Raw genomic sequence first — 22,700 nt, forward strand, 5'->3', positions numbered from 1 at the left:
GCCCGCCCCCTCCAGATATCGGCGCCTCAGGCGCCGTTGAGGATCTCCTCGTACAGATCGACCGTGCGCCGGGCCACCGCCGCCCAGCCGAACTCCGCCGCCGCCCGCTCCCGTCCGGCCTCCCCCATCCGGCGCGCCGCGTCGGGGTCGCCGACCACCTCGTTCAGGGCGCGCGCGAGGCCCGCCTCGAACGCCGCCGGGTCCGCCTCCGCGTACGGCACGAGCACTCCGCTCTCGCCGTCCGTCACCACTTCGGGGATGCCGCCGACCCGGGACGCGACGACCGCGGTGCCGCAGGCCATCGCCTCCAGGTTGACGATGCCGAGCGGCTCGTACACCGACGGGCACACGAACACGGTCGCGTGCGTGAGGAGTTGGACGACCTCGGCGCGCGGCAGCATGGAGGGGATCCAGCACACTGCGTCGCGGGTCTCCTTCAACTCCGTGACCAGCTCCCGGAATTCGCGCCCGATCTCCGGCGTGTCCGGCGCCCCGGCGCAGAGCACCAGTTGTACGTCCTTGGCGAGCTCGCGGGCCGCGCGCAGCAGATGGGGCACACCCTTCTGACGCGTGATGCGGCCGACGAAGACGACGTACGGGCGCCGCGGGTCGATGCCGAAGCGGGTGAGCACGTCCGTGCCGGGGTCGGCGCGGTACAGCGACACGTCGATGCCGTTGTGCACGACGTGGACGCACTTGGGGTCCAGCGCCGGATAGCAGGCGAGGATGTCGTCGCGCATCGCACGCGACACCGCGATCACTCCGTGCGCCGCCTCGATCGCGGTGCGTTCCGCCCAGGACGACAGCGCGTAACCGCCGCCGAGCTGCTCGGCCTTCCAGGGGCGCAGCGGCTCCAGGGAGTGCGCGGTCAGCACGTGCGGGATGCCGAGCTGGAGGGCCGCCAGGTGGCCTGCCAGGTTGGTGTACCAGGTGTGGGAGTGGACGAGGTCGCGGCCGTCGAGGGCAGCGGCCATGGACAGGTCCACGGAGAGGGTGCGCAGCGCGTCGTTCGCGCCGTCGAGCGCCGGCCAGGCGCGGTGGCGGCGCACTCCGTCGGCCGTCCCCTCGCCCCAGGTGTGGACGTCGAGGTCGACGAGCGGGCGCAACTCCCTTGCCAGGAACTCGACATGGACTCCGGCGCCGCCGTAGACGTCCGGCGGGTATTCCCTGCTGAGCAGTCCCACGCGCACGCGCGGCCCCCCGTTCGCTCGTCCCCACTCGCTCAGGTCGGTCGTGCTCGCACCGCACTCATGCTCACCCATGGACGCCCCGCGCGGAAGGGTGCGTACCGTAAGTGCCCCTCCACTCCCCGTTGCCACCCGTCCTGGGGATGACTCAGGACGTGGCGTACTCCATCGGCAGTAGGACCCAATGACTGCTCAGGTCGGACGACAGGAGCGCGTGCGCGAGAGATCGTGGAGGTATGAAAACCGACCGTGCGCCGCACCGCACCGCAGGGGGCGCCAGATGAGTGCCCTTGCGCTGGCCGTGCTGCTCTCCCTGGTCTCGGCGATCGCCTACGCGGGCGGGGCGATCGTGCAGGAGCGGGTGGCGCAGACGTCGCCGGAGTCGGCGTACGCGCCGCTGCGCAGGCCTGCCTGGTGGGGTGCCGGGTGTCTGAACGGTCTGGGCGCGCTGCTGCACGTCGTCGCTCTGGCGTACGGTCCGCTGAGCCTGGTGCAGCCGCTGGGCGCCCTGACGATCGTGCTGGCGCTGCCGATGGCGGCCCTGCTCGTACGCCGCCGGGCCGGGGCCACCGCCTGGCGCGGGGCGATCATGGCGACGGTCGGGCTCGCGGGCCTGCTGGCGCTGACCGGCTCGGCCTCCGAGGACTCCCTGGACGGGGCGGAGCGCCTGCTGGTCGGGCTGACCACGGCCGGTGGCGTGCTGGTCCTGATGATGTCGGCCCGGGCCGCGCACCGGCACCCCGTGGTGCGCGCGGTACTGCTCGCGATAGCGGCGGGCAGCGCGTTCGGCATGGCCTCGGTGTTCACGAAGTCGGTGGCCGTCGACTGGTCGGGCCATCCCTTCGAGCAGCTGACCACCCTGCTGGCGATCGCGGCCCTGGCCACGACGGGCATGCTGCTGTCGCAGGCCTCCTACCGGGGCGCGGGTCTGGCGGCACCGCTGGCGACCGCGACCGTGGTGAACCCGGTGGTGGCGGCGGCCGTCGGCCTCACGCTGTTCGGCGAGTCGTTCCGGCACGGCACGATCGGCACGGTCCTGGCGCTCGGCTGCGGCGTGGTGGCAGCGGGCGGCCTGATCCTGCTGACCACCGAGCGCATCGGCCGGGACCGCGGCGCCCAGGTGGTCGCGCAGCACACCCCGACCGTGCCGGACAGCCCGGCCGGGCTCGACACCATGCCGAACCGGACCGGGCAGAACCGGCAGCAGCCGCCGTCCGACGGCTCAGCGGTCGGGGGGAACGTCAGATCCTGACGCCGTGGGCCCGCAGATACGCGAGCGGGTCGATGTCGCTGCCGAAGCCGGGCCCGGTCCGCACCTCGAAGTGCAGATGCGGGCCCGTGCTGTTGCCGGTGGACCCGGAGCGGGCGATGCGCTGGCCCTCCACCACGCGCTGCCCGCTCTTCACCGAGAGCGCCGACAGGTGCCCGTACTGGCTGTAGTGGCCGTCCGCGTGGCGGATCACCACCTCGTAGCCGTACGAGCCGCCCCAGCCGGCCGAGACGACCTGGCCCGCGGCGACGGCCTTGACGGTGGTGCCGGTGGGCACCGCGAAGTCCACGCCGGTGTGGTAGCCCTTCGACCAGGAGGCGCCCGCCGCGTGGTACGGCGTGCCGATCGAGGCGCTCACCGGGGCCACCGCGCCGCGCGAGGCGGTTTTCGTCGCCGCGGCCGTCTTGGTCTCGGCCTTCTTGGTCTCGGCCTTCTTGGTCTCGGCCTTCTTCGGCTGGGTCTTCTTGGGCTCGGCCTTCTGGGACTGCTGAGTCTTCTGGGGCGGCTGGGCCTTGTGGGCCTTCTTGGGTTCGGTCTTCTTCGCGTCCGCGCCGGGCATCGAGAGCCGCTGGCCCGGAACGATCAGATCGGGGTCGGCGCCGACGGTCTTGCGGTTGGCCGAGTACAGGTGTTCCCAGCCGCCGGGCACCTTGCGGGTCTCCGCGATGCCGGAGAGCGTGTCGCCGCCGATCACGGTGTACATCTCGGCGTGGCCCGCGGTCGACTGCGGGGTCACCTCGGGCTTCACGTCCTTGACCGTGCGGACGGAGGGGCGCTCGGGTGTGCTCCGGGGTGTGTGCTCCGGGGTACGGGACAGGCTCGCGCGCTGCGAGCACACCGGCCAGGCGCCCGGCCCCTGCCCCTTCAGGACCTTCTCGGCGACCGCGATCTGCTGGTCCTTGGTGGCCAGGTCGGCGCGCGAGGCGTATGCCGTGCCGCCGTAAGCGGCCCAGGTGGAGCGGGTGAACTGCAGGCCGCCGTAGAAGCCGTTGCCCGTGTTGATGCTCCAGTTGTTGCTGGACTCGCACGCGGCGACCTTGTTCCACGTCTGCACGTCCGCGGCCTGCGCGGTACCCGCGCCGATCAGCGGGATCGCCATGCCGGCGCCGCCGACGGTCACGGTCAGCGACGCCCGGTTGACCCGGCTCGGCTGGTACCGGCGGTGCCGGCCGCGTAACGCCATGGGAACTCCCTCTTGAAACCTGAAATCAGTACAGGCACATGTAGGAGCGGCAAATTAGCCGCTCCTCCACACTCGTGACAAGAGTGCCGACAGCCCCCCTGGCTGCTTTCAGCCCCTCAAGTGGCCGGGAATCCACCGCAGTTGTACGGCTTGCTGGAAGGGGCCGCCGCCCTCGTGGTCATTGAAGGCGTACACCTCCATGGAGCGCTCCGTGCCTGCCCAGTGGTTGTGCGCCGCGAATACCGTGGACGGCGGGCAGGTCAGGTCCTCCAGGGCCGCGGAGAACAGGCCGGGCGCGGTCGCGCGGGCCGCGAAATTCATGCCGTCGAAGTACGAAAGCGTCCGGAAGACGCGCTCGTCCTCACCGATGTGCGCCTTGAGGTAGAGGGCGATCTCCCGGTAGGGGTGACGCTCCGTGAGCGTCGCCGCGCGGCCGAAGTGGCACAGGAACGGCACGTCGGACGCGGCCGCCTTCAGGTCCGGTACGAGGCCGGCCACGGCGATCGTGATGCCGCCGCCCTGGCTGCCGCCGGTCACGGCGATGCGCGAGGCGTCGATCAGCGGGTGCGAGCGCGCCGCGTCGACGGCGCGCACGGCGTCGGTGTAGACGCGCCGGTAGTAGTAGTCGTGCGGATCCTGGATACCCCGCGTCATGAATCCGGGGCTCGCCGGTCCGCTGCCGACCGGGTCCGGGGTGTCCCCCACGGAGCCGCCGCTGCCCTGGCCCCTGGTGTCCATCACGAAGTGCGCGAACCCGGCGGCGGCCCATCTGAGGTGGGTGTGCGGCAGGCCCCGGCCGCCCCCGTAGCCGATGTACTCGACGACGGCCGGTATCGGCTCCGTGGTGCCCGCGGGAAGGATCAGCCAGCCCTTCACGGGATGCCCGCCGAAGCCCGCGTACGTAACGTCGAATACGTCGACCGCGGTGAGCGGGACGTCGACCGGCTGGAACCGCGCGTCGAGGTCGTGGTCCCTGGCCTCGGCCAGGGTCTTCTCCCAGAAGGCGTCGAAGTCGTCGAGGGCCGTCAAGGCAGGCTTGTATGCACGCAGTTCGTCGAGCGGCAGGTCGAAATGAGGCACGCACGGCTCCAGCATCGTAGAGAGTTCACGAGAGGGTGGGTGGGGGGCGGAGGCCCACGCTACGCCCCGCCGCACGACAACCGCACAAGATCTTTCATTTTCCCAATCCAGGAGCGACAGGCATGAGCACTTCAGCCCAGATCGGTGTCACCGGGCTCGCTGTCATGGGGCGCAACCTCGCCCGCAACTTCGCACGGAACGGATACACGGTCGCCCTCCACAACCGCACCGCGTCCCGGACGCACCAGTTGGTGGAGGAGTTCGGCGAGGAGGGCATCTTCGTCCCGGTCGAGTCGGCCGAGGAGTTCGTGGCCGCCCTCGAACGGCCGCGGCGCCTCGTCGTCATGGTGAAGGCGGGCGAGCCGACAGACGCCGTGATCAAGGAGTTCGCGCCCCTCCTGGAGCCCGGAGACATGATCGTCGACGGCGGCAACGCGCACTTCGCCGACACCCGCCGCCGCGAGAAGGAGCTGCGCGAGCAGGGCATCCACTTCGTCGGCACCGGTGTCTCCGGCGGCGAGGAGGGCGCGCTGCACGGGCCGAGCATCATGCCCGGCGGCAGCGTCGAGTCGTACGAATCGCTCGGCCCGATGCTGGAGAAGATCTCCGCGAAGGCGAAGGACGGCGCCCCGTGCGTGACGCACGTAGGCCCGGACGGCGCGGGCCACTTCGTCAAGATGGTGCACAACGGCATCGAGTACGCCGACATGCAACTCATCGGCGAGGCCTACCAGTTGCTGCGCGAGGTCGCCGGGTACTCCCCCGCGCGGATCGCGGACATCTTCCGCACGTGGAACACGGGCCGCCTCGACTCGTACCTGATCGAGATCACGGCGGAGGTCCTCTCCCACGTGGACGCCGCCACCGGCAAGCCGTTCGTGGACGTCGTCGAGGACCAGGCCGAGCAGAAGGGCACCGGCCGCTGGACAGTGCAGATCGCGCTCGACCTGGGCGTGCCGGTGTCCGGCATCGCGGAAGCGGTGTTCGCCCGCTCGCTGTCCGGGCACGCCGGACTGCGCGCCGCGTCCAAGGAGTTGGCGGGCCCGACGGCCACGCCGCTGAGCGAGTCGGAAGCCTCGGCCTTCGCCGACAAGGTCGAGCAGGCCCTCTACGCCTCGAAGATCGTGTCGTACACCCAGGGCTTCCACGAGATCGCCGCGGGCAGCGAGCAGTACGACTGGAACATCGACTCGGGCGCGGTGGCCCGCATCTGGCGCGGCGGCTGCATCATCCGGGCGGCGTTCCTCGACCGGATCACCGCGGCGTACGAGGCAGAGCCCGGCCTGGTCTCGCTCCTTTCGGACAAGAGCTTCGCGGACGAGATCGCGGCGGCGCAGGACGACTGGCGTGCCGTCCTGGTCGCCGCGACCACGCAGGGCGTGCCCACGCCGGGCTTCGCCGCCGCGCTGGCGTACTACGACGCGCTGCGCGCCGAACGCCTGCCGGCCGCGCTCACGCAGGGCCAGCGGGACTACTTCGGCGCGCACACGTACCGCAGGGTCGACCGGGAGGGCTCGTTCCACACGCTGTGGGGCGGCGACCGCTCCGAGACCGACGCCTAGGAGGCACCGCCTCCCGGCTGCGTCACACAGGTGACGGCTCGGGCTCCGGCGGCGTCGGGTCGGGGTCCGGCAGCGGGCCCGGCGGCGCCGGGGCCGGCGGAGGCTGCGGCGCCGGGGGCGGGCCGGGCTTCGGGAAGGGGTCCGGAGCCGGCACCGGGGCCGGCTCCGGGACGTCCGGCCCGGGGCCCGGGACCGGGCTCGGCGGGGCGGGCTCGGGGAAAGGCTGGGTCATCGCACTGCCTCCATGGGTTCGGAGGGGAGGTCGTGTCCACTGTCTCCCGTGTCGCGTGCCCACGCTCGCCGAGCTCACGCGTACGGCGACGTCCCGTCAGCCGTCCGTGCGGCTCAGACGCACCACGGGAATGTCCCGGCTGGTCTTCTTCTGGTAGTCCGCGTAGGGCGGGAACAGCTCGACCAGGGAGTCCCAGACCCGGGCCTTGTCCTCGGGCGACAGCGTCTCGGCACGCGCGGTGAACCGCTCGGTGCCGACACGCAGCCGTACGTCGGGGTTGGCCTGCAGGTTCAGGTACCACAGCGGGTGATCGTCGGCACCGCCGTAGGAGGCCACGATCAGGTAGTCGTCGCCGTCCCGGCCGTAGATCAGGACGGTGCGCCGCCACTGCCCCGACTTACGGCCCTCGTAGTCGAGCAGCAGGCACGGAGCGCCCTGCAGGGTGGTGCCCTTGGTGCCGCCGGACTCCTCGTAGACACGGGCCTGTTTCGCCACCCATCCGGCGGGGCTGACGGCGATGTCGCTGTCGGTCATGTCGGCTCCTCTGACTCGGTGCTCGATGCGGTGGGCCGGTGCTGTCATGCACTCGGCGTTGCGCGCCAACTCTGCTCAACCTAAGCCTTTTTGGCGGCCGCGCATTCCGTGGCCGCGGCGTCGAGTCCGGGGCGCGGGCTGGACAGCACGGGGAGCGCGGTGCGGGCGCGGCCGGCGGCGTCGGTCATGGAAGCCTGCGCGAGGACGATCGCGTCGGCGTCGGCGACGGAGTCGACGGCGGCGGCGATCCGGTCGAGGTAGCCGTCCCGGTCACCGGCGAGGAACCGCTCCCAGGCCCCGTCGACGAACACGGTGCGTACGTCCACGGCCCGCCCGGCCCGTGCGCCTTCCTCCTCGACGAGGGCGACGGTCGGCGCGAAGGTGCTGTGCACCGTGGCGACGACGGCGATCCGGTCCCCCGCGGCGACGGCGAGCGCCGCCATCGGCCGGTCCACGCGGAGCACCGGGACGCCGAGGGCGGGCGCCAGCTCCTCCGCGACGCCGCCGATGCTGGAGCAGGTGCACAGCACGGTGTCGGCGCCGTCCCGCTCCGCCGCCACCAGGAGTTCTCGCACGTCCTCGGCGACGGAGTCCGGGCCCGTCTCCCCGGCCCGCACCAACAGGTCCTCGCGCACGACGTGGCGCAGGGTGAGCTCCGGGTGACCGGCGTCCCGCAGTGCGTCGAAGACGGGGATATGCGCTGGTGAGGTGTGCAGGAGCGTGAGAATCATGTCCGGCACCCTACTGATGGCGAGGAGGGCGGGTCACCACTTCTCCGGGTCGGCGGCGAGCGCTGCCTCAGCGGCGGCGAGCAGTTCGGCGGGTGCGGCGGGAGCCTCGCCGGGATGCCGCTCGGCCCACGTGACGACGAACGAGCACAAGGGTGCGACGGCGACCGTCTCGCGGGCGGCCATCGCGTACAGCTCGCGCGCGAGCGAGCCCGCGATGCCCTTGCCCTCGTGGGCGGGCTCCACGACGGTGTGCACCGCCACGAGGGCGCGCCGCGGTTCGTCGAGCACGAAGTACTGGATGCGACCGACGACCTCGCCGCGGGCGCCGCCGGCGCGGGCTTCCAGGAGGCCCCGGTCGCGGTCGTCGTGGATCTCGATGTCGCTCATGGGGCTCTCCCGGGGTGTTCAGGCGGGCACGGCGGGCACGGCCTGGGGGCTCCGCTTCGCGTCGCTGCCCGGGGCGGGCTCGGAGGGGTCCGCGCCGAGCGCCACGATCGCGTTGTCCCGGTCCACGTGCACGACCTTGGGCCGCAGGGACCGCGCCTCGGCGTCGTCGACCTGAGCGTAACTGATGATGATCACGAGGTCGCCCGGGTGCACGAGGTGGGCGGCCGCCCCGTTGATCCCGATGACACCGGAGCCGCGCTCGCCCTCGATGACATAGGTCTCCAGACGGGCCCCGTTGTCGATGTCTACGATGTGCACGAGCTCGCCGGGCAGCAGATCGGCGGCGTCGAGCAGCTCCGCGTCGATGGTGACCGAGCCGACGTAGTGCAGGTCGGCCTGGGTGACGGTGGCACGGTGAATTTTGGACTTGAACATGGTGCGCAGCATGTGGGCACTCCCGAATCTCGGCTCCCTGCCTGCGTATTTGCAGGTCAAGGGCGTCTTCTCACTGTACAGCGGGACGCTCCGGACTCAAGGAATCCGGGGAGTACCGGTTCACTCTGCGAGCAGGAACCGGCGCGGATCGGCTCCGCGGATCACGTGCTCCGGTCCCGCGCCCGGGTCAGCTGCTTCAGTTCGATGATGGTCGCGACGGCGTGCAACCAGGTGGCCGCCGTGTCGTCGACAGTGACCCCGCCGGCGAGTTCGCTGCCGGCCCGCAGCCACTCCCGTACGAAGACGGCCGCCTCCCGGCGGGGCAGGGGCTCGGGCAGTTCCGCGGCGCGGGCGAGTCCGCCGGCGCGCACGGTGTCGGCGAGGAAGGCGACCGAGCGCGGCTCGGTACCGAGGCGGTCGAGGATGACGGCGGCGGCCACGGCGCCGTCGCCGGACAGGGCGGTGCGCCGGGTGCCGGACTCGGCGGTGAGGCCGTGGCGCAGCAGGGCGGTGATGTCGAGCCGGGCCAGCTCGTCGTCCGTGCGGTCCGGCGGGTACGGGGTGTCGTTCATGGCGGGGCCTTCTCGTCTCATCCGGCTGGTCCGCTGCGGCTCAGTCGACGGTGACGGTGTAGGTGGTGCGCTCGGGTGCCTGGGCGGGGGCCGACGCCCCTGTGGTCGGGGTGGCGGAGGGTCCGGTGGTCTCGGGGGGCCGGGCGGAGGTGTTGCCCTGGCAGGTGGTGAAGGTGCAGTGCAGCAGCGTGAACCGGGTGGTTCCCTCGCCCTTGGCCTCGAAGGTGAAGGTGAGCCGGCTGCCGGCACCAGGCGCCTGCTCGCCGCCGGAGTCCGACGCGGCGTCGTGTCCGCGGCTGACCAGGACCGAGCTGTCGGGCTTGGGGTCGACGAGGTACCAGTACTCGCGGGTCGAGGCGTTCTGGTCGACGGTGAGCGTGAAGCGCTCGCCCGGCGCGGCGGTGATGCTGGTGTCCTTCACCGGGTGGCTCGTCGTGCGGCCCGTGGACCCGCCGGCCGGGTCGTCGGTGTCCGAGCCGCAGCCCGTGGCGAGAGCGAGGAGCGCGCTCGCCGCGATCACGGCGCCGCCCCTGCTACCGCGGAAGATAGACGCTGTACGCATTGGGGAGATCACTGCTGGATGCCTTGCCCATGTGGCCGTTGATGAAGTCGTCCTCGCTGACCCAGGTGGTCGTGCCCCAGGGGTTGTACACCTGAAGCATGTCACCCTCCTGGGCGATGATGGTCATGGCGTGGGCGCCCTCCTTGCCCGAGACGTCGACCGGCACCGGCTGCCCCTGCGCCACCGACTTCTCCACTTCGGTGAGGGCCGCCCTGCGGTCGGCGGCGCTGTCCAGGTCCTGGCGCTGGTAGTCAGTGCCGGTGGCGGCGCCGACGGTGCTGTCGTTGATCCGTTCCTGCCCCTCGGGCCCCATGCCGGTCCAGTCCTTTCCGCCGTCGCCTTGGGTGTGCAGCCGGTGCTGTTCGGCCACCAGGCGCTGCTTGAAGGCCTCGGGGTCGTCCTGCTGTCCGTCGGGGCCGCCGGTGAGGTCGAGCGCGTAGAGGGGGTCGACCATGGCGCGGGATGTGACGGTGGACGAGGCCACGCAGGTGCCCTCGGAGCCGTCGCCGCCCTGGATCCATGCCTGGCCGTCGAAGGTGACGGAGTCCTTGTTGTTGTTCGCGCCGTCCGGCGCCAGGCCTTCGTCGTCCATGCTGTCCGATGCGGTGACCACCGGGGTGAGGTGCCGGCGCAGCCAGGCGGGGTCCTTGCCGTGGATCTTGTCCTGGAACTCCCCGATCTCGGCGACGCTGTGGCCGGAGGCCAGGGCCTTCATCAAGTAGGCCCGCTCCTGCGGGCTGTCCGACGTCGCCAGCATCCGCTCCATGGCCATCTCGTCGTCGAGGCTCAGCCGGTCCATCCGCGTCGACGCGCGCTCCAGGTCGCCGGCCGTGAGGATCTCGTTCAGCTCGGTGTCGGCGCCCGCGACGCCGGTGTCGGCGAGCATCAGCTTGTCGACGGCGGTGAGTTCGCTGGTCTCCATCTTTCCGGCCCGTGCCTCGGCGGCCCACTTGTTCAGGTCACGGGCGGCGATGCGGGTGGCTTCCTGTGCCTCGGAGACGGCGGCGTGCATCAGGTCGGCCGCGTAGGAGCCGAAGTGGGCGGCGTTCTTGCGGTCCCACTCCTCCTCGTCGTTCTCGTGCAGGTCGTCGAAGAAGCCGTCCTTGCCGCCGAGCGTCTTCTTCTGCTCCAGCAGCTGTCCGCGGCCCTGTTCGTCCTTGCGCTGTGCCGCGCCGATCGCGTCGGCCAGCGTCAGCAGCACCGACGCGCACCCCTGGAACGCCTCGCTCATCTGGGTCGCGGACCGTCCGGCGGCGTTCACCACGTCGGAGGCGAGGACGCTGGTGTCGCCGACCCACACCTCCGGGAGACCCTTGCGGCCCACCCGGTCGACCTGGTCGAAGACGCCGCCGACCGGATCGAGCTGGCCGCGGTAGAGCTGCGCCATGTCCTCCAGCAGAGCCTGGTCGCCGCCCGGTTCCGGCACCGAGAGGGCATTGTCGATCAGGTCGAGGAGCTCGTTCTTGCTTCCGGCACCGAGCATCTTCTTGGAGAGCCCGGCCAGCCATTCGAGGCGGAAGGAGGGGGATTCGAGGGGGGAGGTGAAGAACGACATCGGCCCGTTCCTCAGTAACTCGACAGGGCCGAGGCGCGCTCGCCCTGCGTCGATGTGTCGGTGAGGCTGCTCGTGCCGCCGCTGGGGACGCGGCCCACGTGCGTCTTCACCAGGCCGTCGGTGCCACGGTAGGTCTTCTTGGCCAACTGCACCTTGCCACCGAGCTCGTGCAACGCCGACGCCAGTGTCTTGGCCTCTGCTTCCCAGGCCTTGACGAATGCGGTCAGCGCCGACGCGGCGTCGTTGCCGCCGACGTTGTCGTACGAGAAGCTCGTGCGGGACTTGACGGCCGCGCTGACGCCGTCCATGTCCGTCCCGGCGTCGTCGAGCTGCCGGGCCTGCCCGGTCATGCCTGCCTTGACCTGGTAGCCGTCCGAGCCCACCGTGCCTCCCCCGTGTGCATGCGATCGTGTGCGTCGGATCGCGAACGCGGGCAGGCTAACACGCACTGTTTATACGACGATCACTCATCGTCCGCCGTACACGCCTCCTCCACATCACCCGCCGTGAGGCGGTTCTACGCTGTCCGCCATGGAGTTCCGAGGTGACCGCGCGAGCCTTGCGGCCGGGGTGCAGGAGGTACTTGAGCGGGGCTGTCCCGGTGCCCGGACGAGGCTGTCGGGCTCTCTCGCGGCGGGTCGCGCGGACGTCTACAGCGACATCGACGTCGAGTGGATCGTTCCCGACGCCGGGTTCGCCGCGTGCCTGGCACAGGTCGGAGAGCTCCTGCGTCAGGTGCAACCGGTGGCGGACGTACGCGTCGATCCGGACTTCCTGCATTCCGACCGCCGCCGTCTGCTGTTCGTCCGTTTTGAAGAGGTTCCGCTGTTCTGGCGACTGGACTTGTCGGTGCGCGCGCGGTCCGTCGCCGACGAGGCGGACTACGACAAGGGGAACCCGGCGGCCCGAGCCCGTGAGGGAGAGTGGTCGCGGCCCGCCAGTGCCCTGGCCAACGCGATCGGCGCCGTCAAGGCTGCGGCGAGACACCGCACCGGTGATGCCTTTGGGCTCGTGGACCGTGGTTTCGCCCGTATCGGAGAGGCCGATTCGGCAACCGGTGCGTGGACCGGTGACGTCGAGCGCCTGGCCCTGGCCGCAGCCCGTCGCGAGCCGCAACTCACCAACCTCGCAAAGCGAGTTGCGGCACTGGCCCACGAGCACCTCGGTCAAAGGTAGGTGCGAGACCTATTCCACGTTCCGCGCCAGAATTCCGAGGGTAGCGCGCAGTCCTGCCTCGGGGATGACCGGGAAAATTCCCGCGTCCCGGTATCGCTCCTCGATCTCGCTCCAGTCGTAGTACGAGGTGACCAGGGTGCCGCCCTCATGGGCCGTGAGCCGGTAACCGTAGAGGTGCCGGATGGGAGGCTGCACCTGCCCGGAGATGGTCCATTCGAGAAGCGCGTCCTGCTCGAACTTCGTAATGATCACCGTGACGTCGTACTTGCCCAACGGATAGTCGTTGAGCGCCTCACGGTCCATGTGGACGACGAATTCGTCGCCGGCCCGGCGCACAGATTCGCCCTCCGCGGACTGCAGCATTCCTGAGCTGTCGATGGCCACATGTCCGGCGGGGGCGCACAACAGCGCGAAGATCTTTTCCGGGGGTGCGGCTATCTGTCGCTGTACTTCGAATCGCTCGGTCGTCATATGGGCCACCCTCGCACGATCACGGGAGCCAGGTCTCATACCAGCCCTGTGACGGTCACGGTGACCCGCGCTCCCGCCGCCTGCGCCGGAAATGCCGCCGAAAGGTGTTCCTCGGCGGCCCTGCGGACGGCGCGGGCGACATCCAGCGCGCGGGCCTGTCGCAGGGCGACGAGCCGGACATCGAGGTGCCAGGCACCCGCGTCGCCGTCCGGCCTGGTCAGCCGGACCCCGGCCGGTGATGGCGCCGTGTCCGCCCCCGGTCCCTGCCGGGTGAGCGCGGAGCGCAGCCGGCCGGTGAGGTCGGGCTTGAGGAAGGCGACGCCGGGCAGGTCCGCCACGGCCCGGGCGATGTCCGCGGTGAGCGTGGGGCGGGCGGGTTGCTGAGTCATCGGGTGCCACCTTCCTGGCCGTGGGCCGCGCTGTCGACGAGGTCGGTGATGCTGATTTCCACCGCACCGATGTCCAGGCCCAGTTCGCGGTCCGCCACGTCGCGTGCCCGCGTGCGGACGTCCTCCGCGACGTCGGGAAGGAAGGCGTGGGACGGCGCGTGGATCTCCAGGCGGACCTCCACCGGACCGGTCGCCGCGCCGCTCCGCCACATGGGTTCGATGCGGCAGGAGCCGGCTCTGACGCCGGGCACGGTCTCCGCCGCCGCCCGCAGGGTCCGGGCGGCGACCGCCTCCATGATCCACAGGTCCTCGTCCGGTTCTCCCAGGGGCAGCGGGCGTCCGGGGCGCAGTTCGAGGCGTACGACGTCCATCACCCGCCGGGTCAGCGTCGAAGCGTCGCTGTCGGTGATCTCCGCGGGTTCGTCCCGCAGGCCGCGCACCGCGACCTCAAGCTGGTCCAGGTCGCGCACCGCTTCCTGGCAGTGGGGGCACGTGTCCATATGCGGGTCGTGGCCCGGTGCCTCCCACGCGTCCCAGACCTCGGACAGCAGTCTCCCGCAGGGCAGTTGCTCGTCGCCGTCGGCATCGGCGTGGGTGTTGGGCGGGTCGGTGTGAGCGGTCATCGCCAGGCCCCCAGTGCTTGTGTCAGGCAGCGTCGTGCGCGGAAGACGCGGCCGCGGACGGCTTCCTGGCTGATGCCGACCGCGTCCGCGATGAACTCGTAGGAGCGGCCGTCCAGTTCACGCAGCACCCAGCATGCGCGCTGTTCGGCCGACAGTTGTTCAAGGGCGTCCCGCAGGTCGCGGACCGCACCGCGTGCCTCGGTGATCCGGGCCGGGGAGACCGCGTGCTCGGGTGCGGGCACCTCTCCCGCCGCCTCCAGGGATGCCTCGGGTTTGCGGGCGCGCAGGATGTTCAGGCAGCGGTTGGTGACGATGCGGTACGTCCAGGTCCCGAACGATGCCCGGCCATGGAACTCCGGAAGCCGCCGCCAGGCACTGATGAACGCTTCCTGTACGGCGTCCTCCGCCTCGGAGCGCGTCCCGAGCAGACGCGTGGCCAGCCGGATCAGCGCCGGGGCATGGCCTTGCACCAGTGCCGCGAAAGCGTCCTCGTCGCCTTCCGCGGCCCGGATCGCCAGCAGGGCGTCGTCGCCTTCGCCCCGGCCGTCCGGCGGTTCGGTCTGTCTGCGGGCGCCCGCCACGGAGCGGCTCCTCTCGTCTCGTCCTGACCGTTGGACACATCCGCGCCGCGGTTGTTACGCAGCACTTCGTCGGAAGACCGGCAACGGCCTTCTCCGTGTTCATCCGTGGCCGGAGGGGACACGGATTGCCGCCGCCCGAAACGTCACCTGATCGAGATCGGGGGAAAGATTCTCGGAGATGGTGCGTAACAGGCGTCCTCGGACCGGGTCTATCGGGGTGAGAGCAACTCGGCGGCTACAGGAAGAAGGACGCGCCATGAGCACGACCACGCAGACCGCGACGCCTTTCAAGGACGTCTCCTCGGGGCGGGCCGGCCAGTCGGTGCAGACGACGGCGGTGTCCGGTGGCGTCACCGGAGCCGGCCAGCCTGCCGCGAACCGCGGCAGAACCTCCATCGCCGATGTCGTGGTGGTGAAGGTGGCCGGCATCGCGGCACGGGAGATCCCGGGCGTGTACGACATGGGCGGCGGCCTCTCGCGGACCATCGGCGCCGTCCGCGACCGGGTGCCGGGCGGCCGTCCGAACGTCGGGCGCGGAGTGAAGGTCGAGGTCGGCGAGCGGCAGACGGCCATCGATCTCGACCTGGTGGTGGAGTACGGCGTCCCGATCACCGATGTGGCGCGCGACGTGCGGGAGAACGTGATCTCCGCGGTGGAGCGCATCACCGGCCTGGACGTGGTCGAGGTGAACGTCACCATCAACGACGTCCAGCTGCCCGAGGACGACAGCGAGACGCTGTCCACGGACTCCCGCGTGGAGTGAGCGGTCCGCTGTTCATGTACGCCAGGAGGTTGCCGGCCGATGCACGTCATCGTGCCGGCCGAGAGGGGAGATCGTGGCAGTGAGCAGGGCGTTCGCCGGAATGATCGCCGGCATGGCGTTGGCCTTCGCGGGATACTTCGGAGGCTTCGGGGCGTTCCTGCTCGTGGCCGCCCTCGGCGCCGTGGGCTGGGCGGCGGGCCGCTGGTTCGACGACGGGGGCCGCGTGCAGGACCTGCGGGACGCCTACGAGCGGAGCCGTCGATGACCACGGCCGCCCAGCGGGGCACCACCGTCGTGTCGGACAGGGCCGTGCGCAAGATCGCCGAACAGGCGGCCGCCGAGGCCGCGGCGACGCCCCGGAACGAGGGCGCGAAGGGCACGGCGACCGTACGCGGCCGCCGCGCGGTTGTCGGGGTCGAGGTCGCGCTGCCCTACCCCGGCCCCCTGCCCGAGGCGGTCCGCCACCTCCAGACGCATGTCACCAGCCGTACGCGCCGGTTGACGGGCCTCGATGTCGGCACGACACGCGTCGCGGTCACCGCTCTGGTGCCGGCTTCGCGCCGCACCGCGACGCCTGAAGCGCTCTCCGCTCCCCCGGCCCGGGCGGGCACCGTGGCGCGGGTGCCGCTGCGGTGGTGGTCGCAGCGCAGGCTGCCGACGGCGCTGCTCACCCTGGTGGGCGCGGCGGCGTGCGGCTCCTTGGCGTTCGATGTGATCCGCGTGCGTCTCACGCACCGCCCGGCCGCGTTCTGGCGCACCGACTCGCTGCACTGGCTGGCGCACCACGGCCCCGACGATCCGGCTGTCGGTGTCGCCGCCGGCGTACTCGCCGTCCTCGGGCTGCTGTTGATCGTCCTGGCGCTCGCTCCGGGCCGGCGCGGGCTTCTCACGCTCGCGTCGCCCGCCGGACACGTGCGGGCGGCCATGGACCGCGGGGCGGTCGCGCTCCTGATCACCGATGTGGTGCGGGACGTCCAGGGGATCGGCCCGCTCCGCGTGCGGGTGCGCCGTCGACGCATCACCGTCCGGGCCCAACTGGCCTTCGGCGAGGGCGACATGGCGCGCCAGTGCGTGACCGAGGCGGCACGCCGGGCACTGGACGACTGCTGCCTGCGTCGTACGCCGCGGCTTCGTGTCAGGGTCCGGCCCGGCGACGACTGGGAACCGGGGCCGCCGCAGAACGCCGACGCGGCGCAACGCCGGCTCGCACCCGGCGTGCAGGGAGCGGAAGTTGAAGGAGTGAGTCACTGATGCCCCGCGGACGAACGATCCTCAACAGGAGCACCCTGGCCCTGACCGGCCTGGTGTCTCTCGTGGCCGGTGCCTGGCTGTCCCTCTCCCGCGCGCCGGGGGCCCCGCACCTTCCCGGCCCCCATACGGCGCTCGTGAACCCGGAACAACTCGCCGCACTCCGCGACCAGGCCTGGTGGACGCCCACGGTCACCACGGTCTCCGTCGCCGCCACTCTGCTGCTCGCCTTCTGCTGTGCACGGCAACTGCGCGGCGGTTCCCGCCGACACGTGCCCCTGCCCGTGCCCGGCAGCGTCCTGCGAACCCGGGCCCTGCAGGACGCCCTCACCTCTCACGCGGTGGCCCACGGCGACATCGACCACTGCCGCACCCGCGTGCGGGTACGACCGGACCAACTGGACGTCGCCCTGCGCGTCCAGCTCCGCCAGGACAGCACTCCCGCCGCCGTGCTGCCCGCCCTCGCAGCACTCGCCCGCGACACGGAAGCCACCGTCGCCCCTTACAGTTTGCGCATGCACGTTCGCTTCACCACGTCCCCGCGCGGCAGGACCCATGTCCGCTGAACCACAGAGCCCCGCGCCCCAACGTCTCACCTCTGTACGGCGCGGCCGGTGCCGGCCGGCTTGGAGAGACGCCTTGCGCCGCACACCGGCGTCGATGTGGCGCGACGACATATCCGACTACGCGGCCGCCCTCACCTACTACTCCATCCTGGCCGTGCTCCCCGCCATGCTGGTCACCGCCGTGGCGTTCAGCCTGGTCAGCCCGGGCACGGCCGAGGACTTCATCGCCCACGTCACCACGTACTCGCCGGGACCGTCCGGCGCACAGTTCCACGACGTACTGTCCCGGACCCTGCGGGACGGCACAGCCGCATGGACTCTGTTGTGCGGCGGCACCGTCAGCGCCCTGTGGTCCGCCTCCAGCTACCTGGCCGTGTTCCGCCGCGCGCTGCACCGCATGCACCGGGTGGACGACCGCCGCTCCCCCTGGCACAAGGCGCACCGCATCCTCGGCACCGCCCTGGCGCTGCTCGGTCTGCTCGTGGCCGGGTCCCTCGTCCTGCTGCTGACCGGACCGGTGGCCGAGCACATCGGCCGCTACTTCGGCCTCGGGTCCGTGGCCACCTGGACCTGGGGACTGCTGCGCTGGCCGCTGCTGTTGTGCGTGGTCGCCCTCCTGGTCGTCACCGTCTTCCACACCGGCCCCGCTGCGGCCCGCAGCCGCCGGCACAGCCTGCCCGGCGGCGCCCTGGCCGCCGCCCTGTGGCTCTGCGCCTCCGCGGCCCTCGCTCTGTACACCTCCGTACTGAGCACCTACAGCAGGCTCTACGGCTCCCTCGCCGGCATCGTGGTCTTCCTCATCTGGCTGTGGCTGACCAACCTGGCCCTGCTCAGCGGCGCCCAGTTCACCGCCGAACTGAGCCGGCCCGGCCGGAGAGCGGAAGCAGAACAAGCCGCTCCGCCGACGGCACCCTCCACGGCCGCCCGATGAGCCACGCACACCAGGGGCGTGGAGTCCAACTCCGCGACACCGTACGGGCGTTGTCCGTCACGCCCTAGGGTGGGCATCCGGACATGATCCACGGACGGCACGAGAGGAACCCCGTGACGAGCGACGCACTCCCCGGCGGCCATCGCGACCGGATCGACACCACCAGGCCGCACACGGCGCGGATCTGGAACTACTGGCTGGGCGGCAAGGACAACCATCCGGTCGACGAGGAGGCGGGTGAACAGATCCGGCGGCTCCACCCGGGCATCGTCGACTACGCCCTCGCCGACCGGGCCTTCCTGGGGCGCGCTGTCCGTCATCTGACCGCCGAGGTGGGAATACGCCAGTTCCTGGACATCGGCACCGGGCTCCCCACCGTCGACAACACGCATGAGGTCGCCCAGCGGATCGCGCCGGATTCCCGGATCGTCTACGTCGACAACGACCCCCTCGTCCTGCGGCACGCCCAGGCCCTGCTCACCAGCGCGCCGGAGGGCAGGACCGACTACATCGACGCCGACCTGCGCGACGTCGGGGAGATCCTTGAGCACGCCGCCAAGACGCTCGACCTCACACAGCCCGTCGCGCTCGTCCTGCTCGGCGTGGTCATCTTCGTCGGCGACGACGAGGACCCCTACGGCATCGTGCGGCGCCTGGTCGACGCCCTGCCCGCCGGCAGCCATCTCGTGCTGTCCCACACCATCACCAGCCCGGCCATGCCGGACGTGGACGAGGCCGTGGCGTTCTGGAACGAGCACGGGACGCCGAAGCTGAACCAGCGCACGCCGGACCAGGTCGCCCGCTTCTTCGACGGCCTGGAACTGCTGGATCCCGGCGTGCTCTCCTGCTCGCGCTGGCGCCCCGAGGACACCGAAGAGGGCACCCCCGACGAGGTGGCGATGTTCGGCGGCGTCGGACGGAAGTCCTAGCCTCAGCCAGCGAAGCGGGCCATCCACGCCTCGATGTCGGCCGCCGACCGGGGCAGGCCCGCCGACAGGTTCTCGTGGCCGTCCTCGGTGACGACGAGGTCGTCCTCGATCCGGACTCCGATGCCGCGCCACTCCTCGGGCACCGTGAGATCGTCCGGCTGGAAGTACAGGCCGGGCTCGACGGTGAGCACCATGCCCGGCTCCAGGACGGCGTCGACGTACTCCTCGTTGCGGGCCTGGGCGCAGTCGTGGACGTCCAGGCCCAGCATGTGGCCGGTGCCGGCCATGGTGAAGCGTCGTTGGAGGCCGAGTGCGTACGCACGGTCGGCCGGGCCCTCGATGAAGCCCCACTCGACCAGCCGGCGGGCGAGGTGGCGCTGGGACGCCTCGTGGAAGGCACGGTAGGCGGCGCCGGGCCGGACCGCGGCGAAGCCGGCCTCCTGAGCCTCGTACACCGCGTCGTAGACCTCGCGCTGCAGGGCGGTGAAGGTTCCGCTGATCGGCAGCGTGCGCGTGACGTCGGCGGTGTAGAGGGTGTGTGTCTCCACACCCGCGTCCAGCAGGAGCAGGTCCCCCGGGCGCACCGGACCGTCGTTGTCCGTCCAGTGCATGATCGTGGCGTGCTCGCCCGCGGCGCAGATCGAGCCGTAGCCGACGGCGTTGCCTTCAAGGCGCGCGCGGCGGAAGAACGTGCCCTCGATCCATCGCTCGGAGGAGGCGACCGCCCGGGAGAGTTCGCCGATCACGTCGGTGAATCCGCGCACGGTGGAGTCCACCGCCTTGCGGACCTCGGTGACCTCCCAGTCGTCCTTGACGAGGCGGAGATCGCTGAGCGCCTCTTCGAGTGCGTCGTCGCGCTCCTCGTCGGTGGCGACCGCGGCTTCCAGGGCCGGGTCGACGCCGCGGACGATCCGGGTGGGTACGGCGGACACGGCGGCCAGGTCGGCCGCCGCCGTACGGACGTCCCGGCACGGCAGGCCGAGCACCGTCTCCGACTCGGCCAGGGAACGGCGCCGGCCCATCCAGAGTTCCGCCGTCGGGCCGGTCCAGAACTCGTCGTTGTCCCGGCTGTCCCGCGGCAGTTGGTAGCAGTAGGCGTCGTGGCCGCCGTCCGCGCGGGGTTCGAGGACGAGGGCGCCGTCCCGGGCCTGGTCTCCGGTCATGTGCACGTACGCCGAGTGCGGCCGGAACGGGTAGGTGTCGTCGTTCGACCGGACCTTGAGGTTTCCCGAGGGCACCACGAGGCGTTCGCCGGGGAAGCGTGCCGAGAGCGCGGCGCGGCGGGCGGCCGCGTACGGGGCCTGTTCCGCGGGCCGCAGGTCGTGCCGCTCGGTGTCCGCCCAGCCCGAGCGCATCAGGGCGGACAGTTCCTCGGAGATCCCTGAGTAGAGACCGTTCTTCCGGCTTTTCGCCATGACGCGCACCTTTCTCTGGCGGGGGTTCTGCCGACGGCCCCCGGACGGTATCCGGCATCGGGCGCGCCGGGGGCCGAAGTGTGCCAGTGGCACAGATCGGCCATCCCGGGTCGGGTGCGGCAGATAATGCGCGTATGAGGAAAGTGCGCGGATGACGAACGCGAAACTCGGTGAGGCCCTTCGGCTGCTGGGGCTCGATCATGCGGCGAGTCGGGTCTATCTGGCGCTGCTCGAGCTGGCCCCCGCCCCGCTGGGCACGATCGCGGCCGCGGCCGGTGATCTCGACGAGGTGGAGATCACCGCGGCCTACGGCGTTCTGGTCGATGCCGGTCTGGCCAGCGCCGCCGAACGGGGCGCGGACGTGGTGGCGCCGGTTCCGCCCGGCGCGGGCCTCGAGATCCTCGCCCGGCACCGGGCGGCGGAGGTGGAGGAGTCGCGCATCGCCGTCTCGGGCGCCTTCGACTCGTTCCGGCGGCAGCGTCTCGCCGCGTACAACGACGATCTCGTCGAGGTCGTCACCGGAGACGCCGTCGGCCCCAGGATCCGGCACGCCTGGGCGAGCGCCCGTGACCAGATCCGGCAGTTCGAGTCGCCGCCGTACTTCCCTCTGCCCGGCGCCACGGACGACGCCCTGGCGACGCTCGCCCGTGGCGTGACGCAGCGTGTGGTGTACTCCCGGGCGTCGCTGGAGCATCCGGGCCACGTCAGGGACGTCATCGAACCGTGCGTCAAGGCCGGTGAGCAGGCCCGGGTGCTGGCGGCGGTGCCGGTCAAACTCGTGATCATCGATGACGCGTACGCGCTCGTGTCCTTGTCGATCAAAGAGGCGGACGTGCACAACACCATGCTGGTCGTGCAGCCGTGCGGACTGCTCTCGGCGCTCATGGCCCTGTTCGAGCAGTCCTGGCAGAACGCCCTGCCGTTCCACGGCCGCACCACCCGGCCCGGCGGCCTGCCGCCCGAGGACCGCCGTCTGCTGTGGCTCCTCGCCGGCGGGGCGGGCGACGACGTCATCGCCCGTGAGCTGGGCATCAGCCGCCGCACGCTGTACCGCCGTCTGCAGATCCTCATGGCCCGGCTGGGCGCCGCGAACCGCTTCCAGATGGCCCTGCGGGCGCAGCGCAGCGGATGGTTGTGACGCTCACGGCCGCTCGCCCGGCCAGTCCAGCAGGCGGGCGCCGAGGACCGCGGTCTGCAGGGTGTAGCGCTGGGCCGGGTCCGCCGGGTCCGCGCCGGTGAGCTGGTGGATGCGGGCCAGGCGGTAGGTGAGGGCACGGACGCTGAGCGAGAGGCGGCGGGCGGCCTCGGCGGCGACGCACCCCGCGTCGAAGTAGGCGCTGAGGGTGTCGAGGAGCGGGCGGGCGCCGCCGCGGGCGCCCTGCAGTGGGTCGAGCGTGTGGTGGACCAGGTCGACGATGGCTTCCCGGTCGCGGGCGAGCACGGGGTAGACGAGCAGGTCGGCGGCGCGCAGCACGGGGGCGTTGAGTTCGAGTCGCGCCGCGAGGTCGAGGGCGCCCAGGGCCTCCTCGTAGGAGCGGACGACACCGCCGGCGCCCGGTTGCGGGCGGCCGATGGCGACCTGCCCCGCGGTGGCGGCGAACGCGTGCTTGGCGAAGAAGGCGAGGACTTCGTCCTGGTCGCCGGGGGCGACGCAGATCAGCCGTCCCTCTTTGGTGGTGAGGAGGATGCTGCGGTCGCCGAAGCGGGCGACGAGGGCGCTCTCCACTTCGCGGGGCACCGGGTCGCCCTCCTCGTACGCGTTCGCGCCCTGGGCGACGGCGACGGCGTGCCCGGAGGACAGGCGCAGGCCGAAGCGTTCGGCGCGCTGGGCGAGTCGGCCCAGGTCGCTGCGGCCGTAGAGCAGGTCGTCGACGAACTCGCGGCGTGCGGCTTCCTCCCGTCGTACGGCGAGTCGCTGGGCTCGCTCGTACCCTTCGGCGAAGGCGTCGACGGCTTGTTCCACGGCGGCGAGGAGGCCCTCGGCGTCGGGCGTGCGCGGCCAGTGGGCGCGGGTCTCGGCCAGGTGGGCGGCGACCAGGGCGCGCAGTCCGAGACCTGCTTCCGCGGCGCGCAGGCCGAGGGCGCGGCGCCGGTCGAGTTCGTCGCGGGTCAGCCGGCGGCCGGTGGCGGACGCGGTCGCGATGAGGTCGGCGTAGCCCTCCAAGTACGCGTCGGGTGTCCCCTGTTCCGGCATCGACCGCTCCGTTCCTTGTTCCGGGGGCAGTGTGTGATGCGGGCCCGGCCCCAGGAGAGCGTAAAAGACTGCCGGGTTCCGGCAAGACACCGAGGTCACCGGTCGACGCCCGCGCGACTACTGC

At 71.6% G+C, this 22,700-nt stretch carries 28 protein-coding genes; 10 read left to right on the forward strand and 18 right to left on the reverse strand.

The window, feature by feature from the left end; translation table 11 throughout:
* Nucleotides 1–26: 26 nt before the first annotated feature.
* Nucleotides 27–1,184, reverse strand: coding sequence for a glycogen synthase (gene glgA / locus AB0J02_RS21300; RefSeq protein WP_363195455.1), 1,158 nt, complete (start codon nt 1,182–1,184; stop codon nt 27–29).
* A gap of 283 nt (nt 1,185–1,467) precedes the next feature.
* Here glgA and AB0J02_RS21305 point away from each other — a divergent pair, with 283 nt between their 5' ends.
* Nucleotides 1,468–2,439 (forward strand): DMT family transporter, encoded by a 972-nt coding sequence (locus AB0J02_RS21305; RefSeq protein WP_363195288.1) that lies wholly within the window; start codon nt 1,468–1,470, stop codon nt 2,437–2,439.
* On the opposite strand, the gene AB0J02_RS21310 is transcribed toward AB0J02_RS21305, so the two are convergent.
* Together AB0J02_RS21310 and AB0J02_RS21315 are read right to left on the reverse strand one after the other, a co-directional pair.
* Nucleotides 2,429–3,640, reverse strand: a complete 1,212-nt coding sequence (locus tag AB0J02_RS21310; protein ID WP_363195289.1) for a transglycosylase family protein — start codon at nt 3,638–3,640, stop codon at nt 2,429–2,431. The two genes, AB0J02_RS21305 and AB0J02_RS21310, sit on opposite strands and share 11 nt — an antisense overlap.
* Nucleotides 3,641–3,748: 108 nt before the next feature.
* Nucleotides 3,749–4,720, reverse strand: a complete 972-nt coding sequence (locus AB0J02_RS21315) for an acetylxylan esterase (RefSeq protein WP_363195290.1) — start codon at nt 4,718–4,720, stop codon at nt 3,749–3,751.
* Between the two features lie 122 nt (nt 4,721–4,842).
* On the opposite strand from AB0J02_RS21315, the gene gndA reads away from it, so the two are divergent.
* Nucleotides 4,843–6,282, forward strand: a complete 1,440-nt coding sequence (gene gndA, locus AB0J02_RS21320) for an NADP-dependent phosphogluconate dehydrogenase (protein ID WP_363195291.1) — start codon at nt 4,843–4,845, stop codon at nt 6,280–6,282.
* Between the two features lie 22 nt (nt 6,283–6,304).
* Here gndA and AB0J02_RS21325 read toward each other — a convergent pair whose 3' ends face one another.
* The 9 genes from AB0J02_RS21325 to AB0J02_RS21365 all read right to left on the reverse strand — a co-directional run bounded on the left by AB0J02_RS21325 (nt 6,305) and on the right by AB0J02_RS21365 (nt 11,673).
* Nucleotides 6,305–6,514 carry a hypothetical protein gene (locus AB0J02_RS21325; protein WP_363195292.1) on the reverse strand — a complete coding sequence of 70 codons (210 nt, stop codon included), beginning with the start codon at nt 6,512–6,514 and terminating at the stop codon, nt 6,305–6,307.
* A 96-nt stretch (nt 6,515–6,610) separates the two neighbouring features.
* Nucleotides 6,611–7,048: a nitroreductase family deazaflavin-dependent oxidoreductase gene (locus AB0J02_RS21330; RefSeq protein ID WP_363195293.1), complete on the reverse strand. Its 438-nt coding sequence runs from the start codon at nt 7,046–7,048 to the stop codon at nt 6,611–6,613.
* Between the two features lie 80 nt (nt 7,049–7,128).
* Nucleotides 7,129–7,779, reverse strand: a complete 651-nt coding sequence (locus AB0J02_RS21335; RefSeq protein ID WP_363195294.1) for an aspartate/glutamate racemase family protein — start codon at nt 7,777–7,779, stop codon at nt 7,129–7,131.
* Between the two features lie 33 nt (nt 7,780–7,812).
* Nucleotides 7,813–8,166, reverse strand: a complete 354-nt coding sequence (locus tag AB0J02_RS21340; protein ID WP_363195295.1) for a GNAT family N-acetyltransferase — start codon at nt 8,164–8,166, stop codon at nt 7,813–7,815.
* A gap of 18 nt (nt 8,167–8,184) precedes the next feature.
* On the reverse strand, nt 8,185–8,613 hold the full coding sequence (gene panD, locus AB0J02_RS21345) for an aspartate 1-decarboxylase (RefSeq protein ID WP_363195296.1): 429 nt from the start codon (nt 8,611–8,613) through the stop codon (nt 8,185–8,187).
* A gap of 149 nt (nt 8,614–8,762) precedes the next feature.
* Nucleotides 8,763–9,173, reverse strand: coding sequence for a hypothetical protein (locus tag AB0J02_RS21350; RefSeq protein WP_363195297.1), 411 nt, complete (start codon nt 9,171–9,173; stop codon nt 8,763–8,765).
* 40 nt (nt 9,174–9,213) lie between these two features.
* Nucleotides 9,214–9,693 carry a protease inhibitor I42 family protein gene (locus tag AB0J02_RS21355; RefSeq protein ID WP_363195298.1) on the reverse strand — a complete coding sequence of 160 codons (480 nt, stop codon included), beginning with the start codon at nt 9,691–9,693 and terminating at the stop codon, nt 9,214–9,216.
* Between the two features lie 13 nt (nt 9,694–9,706).
* On the reverse strand, nt 9,707–11,290 hold the full coding sequence (locus AB0J02_RS21360) for a peptidoglycan-binding protein (RefSeq protein WP_363195299.1): 1,584 nt from the start codon (nt 11,288–11,290) through the stop codon (nt 9,707–9,709).
* A gap of 11 nt (nt 11,291–11,301) precedes the next feature.
* Nucleotides 11,302–11,673, reverse strand: a complete 372-nt coding sequence (locus tag AB0J02_RS21365) for a hypothetical protein (protein WP_363195300.1) — start codon at nt 11,671–11,673, stop codon at nt 11,302–11,304.
* A gap of 148 nt (nt 11,674–11,821) precedes the next feature.
* Here AB0J02_RS21365 and AB0J02_RS21370 point away from each other — a divergent pair, with 148 nt between their 5' ends.
* Nucleotides 11,822–12,466 (forward strand): hypothetical protein, encoded by a 645-nt coding sequence (locus tag AB0J02_RS21370; RefSeq protein WP_363195301.1) that lies wholly within the window; start codon nt 11,822–11,824, stop codon nt 12,464–12,466.
* Nucleotides 12,467–12,475: 9 nt separating this feature from the next.
* On the opposite strand, the gene AB0J02_RS21375 is transcribed toward AB0J02_RS21370, so the two are convergent.
* The 4 genes from AB0J02_RS21375 to AB0J02_RS21390 are packed head-to-tail and all read right to left on the reverse strand — an operon-like array spanning nt 12,476 to nt 14,530.
* On the reverse strand, nt 12,476–12,937 hold the full coding sequence (locus AB0J02_RS21375) for a polyketide cyclase (protein ID WP_363195302.1): 462 nt from the start codon (nt 12,935–12,937) through the stop codon (nt 12,476–12,478).
* Between the two features lie 35 nt (nt 12,938–12,972).
* Complete coding sequence (locus tag AB0J02_RS21380) at nt 12,973–13,326, reverse strand: hypothetical protein (RefSeq protein ID WP_363195303.1); 354 nt, start codon at nt 13,324–13,326, stop codon at nt 12,973–12,975.
* The gene (locus AB0J02_RS21385) at nt 13,323–13,949 is read right to left on the reverse strand and encodes an Asp23/Gls24 family envelope stress response protein (protein WP_363195304.1); all 627 of its coding nucleotides are present in this window, start codon (nt 13,947–13,949) and stop codon (nt 13,323–13,325) included. The genes AB0J02_RS21380 and AB0J02_RS21385 overlap by 4 nt, the downstream gene beginning before the upstream one ends.
* Nucleotides 13,946–14,530, reverse strand: coding sequence for an RNA polymerase sigma factor (locus tag AB0J02_RS21390; protein WP_363195305.1), 585 nt, complete (start codon nt 14,528–14,530; stop codon nt 13,946–13,948). Before AB0J02_RS21390 ends, AB0J02_RS21385 begins: the two co-directional genes overlap by 4 nt.
* A gap of 256 nt (nt 14,531–14,786) precedes the next feature.
* Between AB0J02_RS21390 and AB0J02_RS21395 the strand changes: the two genes are divergently transcribed.
* From AB0J02_RS21395 to AB0J02_RS21420, 6 genes are all read left to right on the forward strand, one after another.
* Nucleotides 14,787–15,293: an Asp23/Gls24 family envelope stress response protein gene (locus AB0J02_RS21395; RefSeq protein WP_363195306.1), complete on the forward strand. Its 507-nt coding sequence runs from the start codon at nt 14,787–14,789 to the stop codon at nt 15,291–15,293.
* A gap of 73 nt (nt 15,294–15,366) precedes the next feature.
* Nucleotides 15,367–15,558, forward strand: coding sequence for a hypothetical protein (locus AB0J02_RS21400; RefSeq protein WP_363195465.1), 192 nt, complete (start codon nt 15,367–15,369; stop codon nt 15,556–15,558).
* The gene (locus AB0J02_RS21405) at nt 15,555–16,544 is read left to right on the forward strand and encodes a DUF6286 domain-containing protein (RefSeq protein ID WP_363195307.1); all 990 of its coding nucleotides are present in this window, start codon (nt 15,555–15,557) and stop codon (nt 16,542–16,544) included. Before AB0J02_RS21400 ends, AB0J02_RS21405 begins: the two co-directional genes overlap by 4 nt.
* On the forward strand, nt 16,544–17,107 hold the full coding sequence (locus AB0J02_RS21410) for a hypothetical protein (RefSeq protein WP_363195308.1): 564 nt from the start codon (nt 16,544–16,546) through the stop codon (nt 17,105–17,107). The genes AB0J02_RS21405 and AB0J02_RS21410 overlap by 1 nt, the downstream gene beginning before the upstream one ends.
* The gene (locus AB0J02_RS21415; RefSeq protein ID WP_363195309.1) at nt 17,097–18,038 is read left to right on the forward strand and encodes a YihY/virulence factor BrkB family protein; all 942 of its coding nucleotides are present in this window, start codon (nt 17,097–17,099) and stop codon (nt 18,036–18,038) included. Before AB0J02_RS21410 ends, AB0J02_RS21415 begins: the two co-directional genes overlap by 11 nt.
* Nucleotides 18,039–18,121: 83 nt before the next feature.
* Entirely contained in the window at nt 18,122–18,967 is an 846-nt protein-coding gene (locus tag AB0J02_RS21420; protein WP_363195310.1) for an SAM-dependent methyltransferase, read from the forward strand.
* Nucleotides 18,968–18,969: 2 nt separating this feature from the next.
* Here the strand turns inward: AB0J02_RS21420 and AB0J02_RS21425 are convergent, their stop codons facing one another.
* A complete protein-coding gene (locus tag AB0J02_RS21425; RefSeq protein WP_363195311.1) occupies nt 18,970–20,382 on the reverse strand; it encodes an aminopeptidase P family protein in 1,413 nt (470 codons plus the stop codon).
* 151 nt (nt 20,383–20,533) lie between these two features.
* On the opposite strand from AB0J02_RS21425, the gene AB0J02_RS21430 reads away from it, so the two are divergent.
* On the forward strand, nt 20,534–21,520 hold the full coding sequence (locus AB0J02_RS21430) for a helix-turn-helix domain-containing protein (protein WP_363195312.1): 987 nt from the start codon (nt 20,534–20,536) through the stop codon (nt 21,518–21,520).
* A 3-nt stretch (nt 21,521–21,523) separates the two neighbouring features.
* On the opposite strand, the gene AB0J02_RS21435 is transcribed toward AB0J02_RS21430, so the two are convergent.
* The gene (locus tag AB0J02_RS21435; RefSeq protein WP_363195313.1) at nt 21,524–22,576 is read right to left on the reverse strand and encodes a helix-turn-helix domain-containing protein; all 1,053 of its coding nucleotides are present in this window, start codon (nt 22,574–22,576) and stop codon (nt 21,524–21,526) included.
* Between the last annotated feature and the right edge of the window lie 124 nt (nt 22,577–22,700).

Source organism: Streptomyces sp. NPDC050264 (genome assembly GCF_040655895.1).
Classification (GTDB): Bacteria; Actinomycetota; Actinomycetes; order Streptomycetales; family Streptomycetaceae; genus Streptomyces.

Coding starts and splice junctions, on each gene's coding strand:
- AB0J02_RS21325 (WP_363195292.1), bottom strand. CDS start 6,514: ATGACCCAGCCTTTCCCCGAGCCCGCCCCGCCGAGCCCGGTCCCGGGC.
- AB0J02_RS21435 (WP_363195313.1), bottom strand. CDS start 22,576: ATGCCGGAACAGGGGACACCCGACGCGTACTTGGAGGGCTACGCCGAC.
- AB0J02_RS21335 (WP_363195294.1), bottom strand. CDS start 7,779: ATGATTCTCACGCTCCTGCACACCTCACCAGCGCATATCCCCGTCTTC.
- AB0J02_RS21360 (WP_363195299.1), bottom strand. CDS start 11,290: ATGTCGTTCTTCACCTCCCCCCTCGAATCCCCCTCCTTCCGCCTCGAA.
- AB0J02_RS21305 (WP_363195288.1), top strand. CDS start 1,468: ATGAGTGCCCTTGCGCTGGCCGTGCTGCTCTCCCTGGTCTCGGCGATC.
- AB0J02_RS21415 (WP_363195309.1), top strand. CDS start 17,097: ATGTCCGCTGAACCACAGAGCCCCGCGCCCCAACGTCTCACCTCTGTA.
- AB0J02_RS21380 (WP_363195303.1), bottom strand. CDS start 13,326: ATGACTCAGCAACCCGCCCGCCCCACGCTCACCGCGGACATCGCCCGG.
- AB0J02_RS21420 (WP_363195310.1), top strand. CDS start 18,122: ATGATCCACGGACGGCACGAGAGGAACCCCGTGACGAGCGACGCACTC.
- AB0J02_RS21425 (WP_363195311.1), bottom strand. CDS start 20,382: ATGGCGAAAAGCCGGAAGAACGGTCTCTACTCAGGGATCTCCGAGGAA.
- AB0J02_RS21375 (WP_363195302.1), bottom strand. CDS start 12,937: ATGACGACCGAGCGATTCGAAGTACAGCGACAGATAGCCGCACCCCCG.
- AB0J02_RS21385 (WP_363195304.1), bottom strand. CDS start 13,949: ATGACCGCTCACACCGACCCGCCCAACACCCACGCCGATGCCGACGGC.
- gndA (WP_363195291.1), top strand. CDS start 4,843: ATGAGCACTTCAGCCCAGATCGGTGTCACCGGGCTCGCTGTCATGGGG.
- AB0J02_RS21340 (WP_363195295.1), bottom strand. CDS start 8,166: ATGAGCGACATCGAGATCCACGACGACCGCGACCGGGGCCTCCTGGAA.
- AB0J02_RS21405 (WP_363195307.1), top strand. CDS start 15,555: ATGACCACGGCCGCCCAGCGGGGCACCACCGTCGTGTCGGACAGGGCC.
- AB0J02_RS21330 (WP_363195293.1), bottom strand. CDS start 7,048: ATGACCGACAGCGACATCGCCGTCAGCCCCGCCGGATGGGTGGCGAAA.
- AB0J02_RS21350 (WP_363195297.1), bottom strand. CDS start 9,173: ATGAACGACACCCCGTACCCGCCGGACCGCACGGACGACGAGCTGGCC.
- panD (WP_363195296.1), bottom strand. CDS start 8,613: ATGCTGCGCACCATGTTCAAGTCCAAAATTCACCGTGCCACCGTCACC.
- AB0J02_RS21370 (WP_363195301.1), top strand. CDS start 11,822: ATGGAGTTCCGAGGTGACCGCGCGAGCCTTGCGGCCGGGGTGCAGGAG.
- AB0J02_RS21410 (WP_363195308.1), top strand. CDS start 16,544: ATGCCCCGCGGACGAACGATCCTCAACAGGAGCACCCTGGCCCTGACC.
- AB0J02_RS21430 (WP_363195312.1), top strand. CDS start 20,534: ATGACGAACGCGAAACTCGGTGAGGCCCTTCGGCTGCTGGGGCTCGAT.
- AB0J02_RS21395 (WP_363195306.1), top strand. CDS start 14,787: ATGAGCACGACCACGCAGACCGCGACGCCTTTCAAGGACGTCTCCTCG.
- AB0J02_RS21310 (WP_363195289.1), bottom strand. CDS start 3,640: ATGGCGTTACGCGGCCGGCACCGCCGGTACCAGCCGAGCCGGGTCAAC.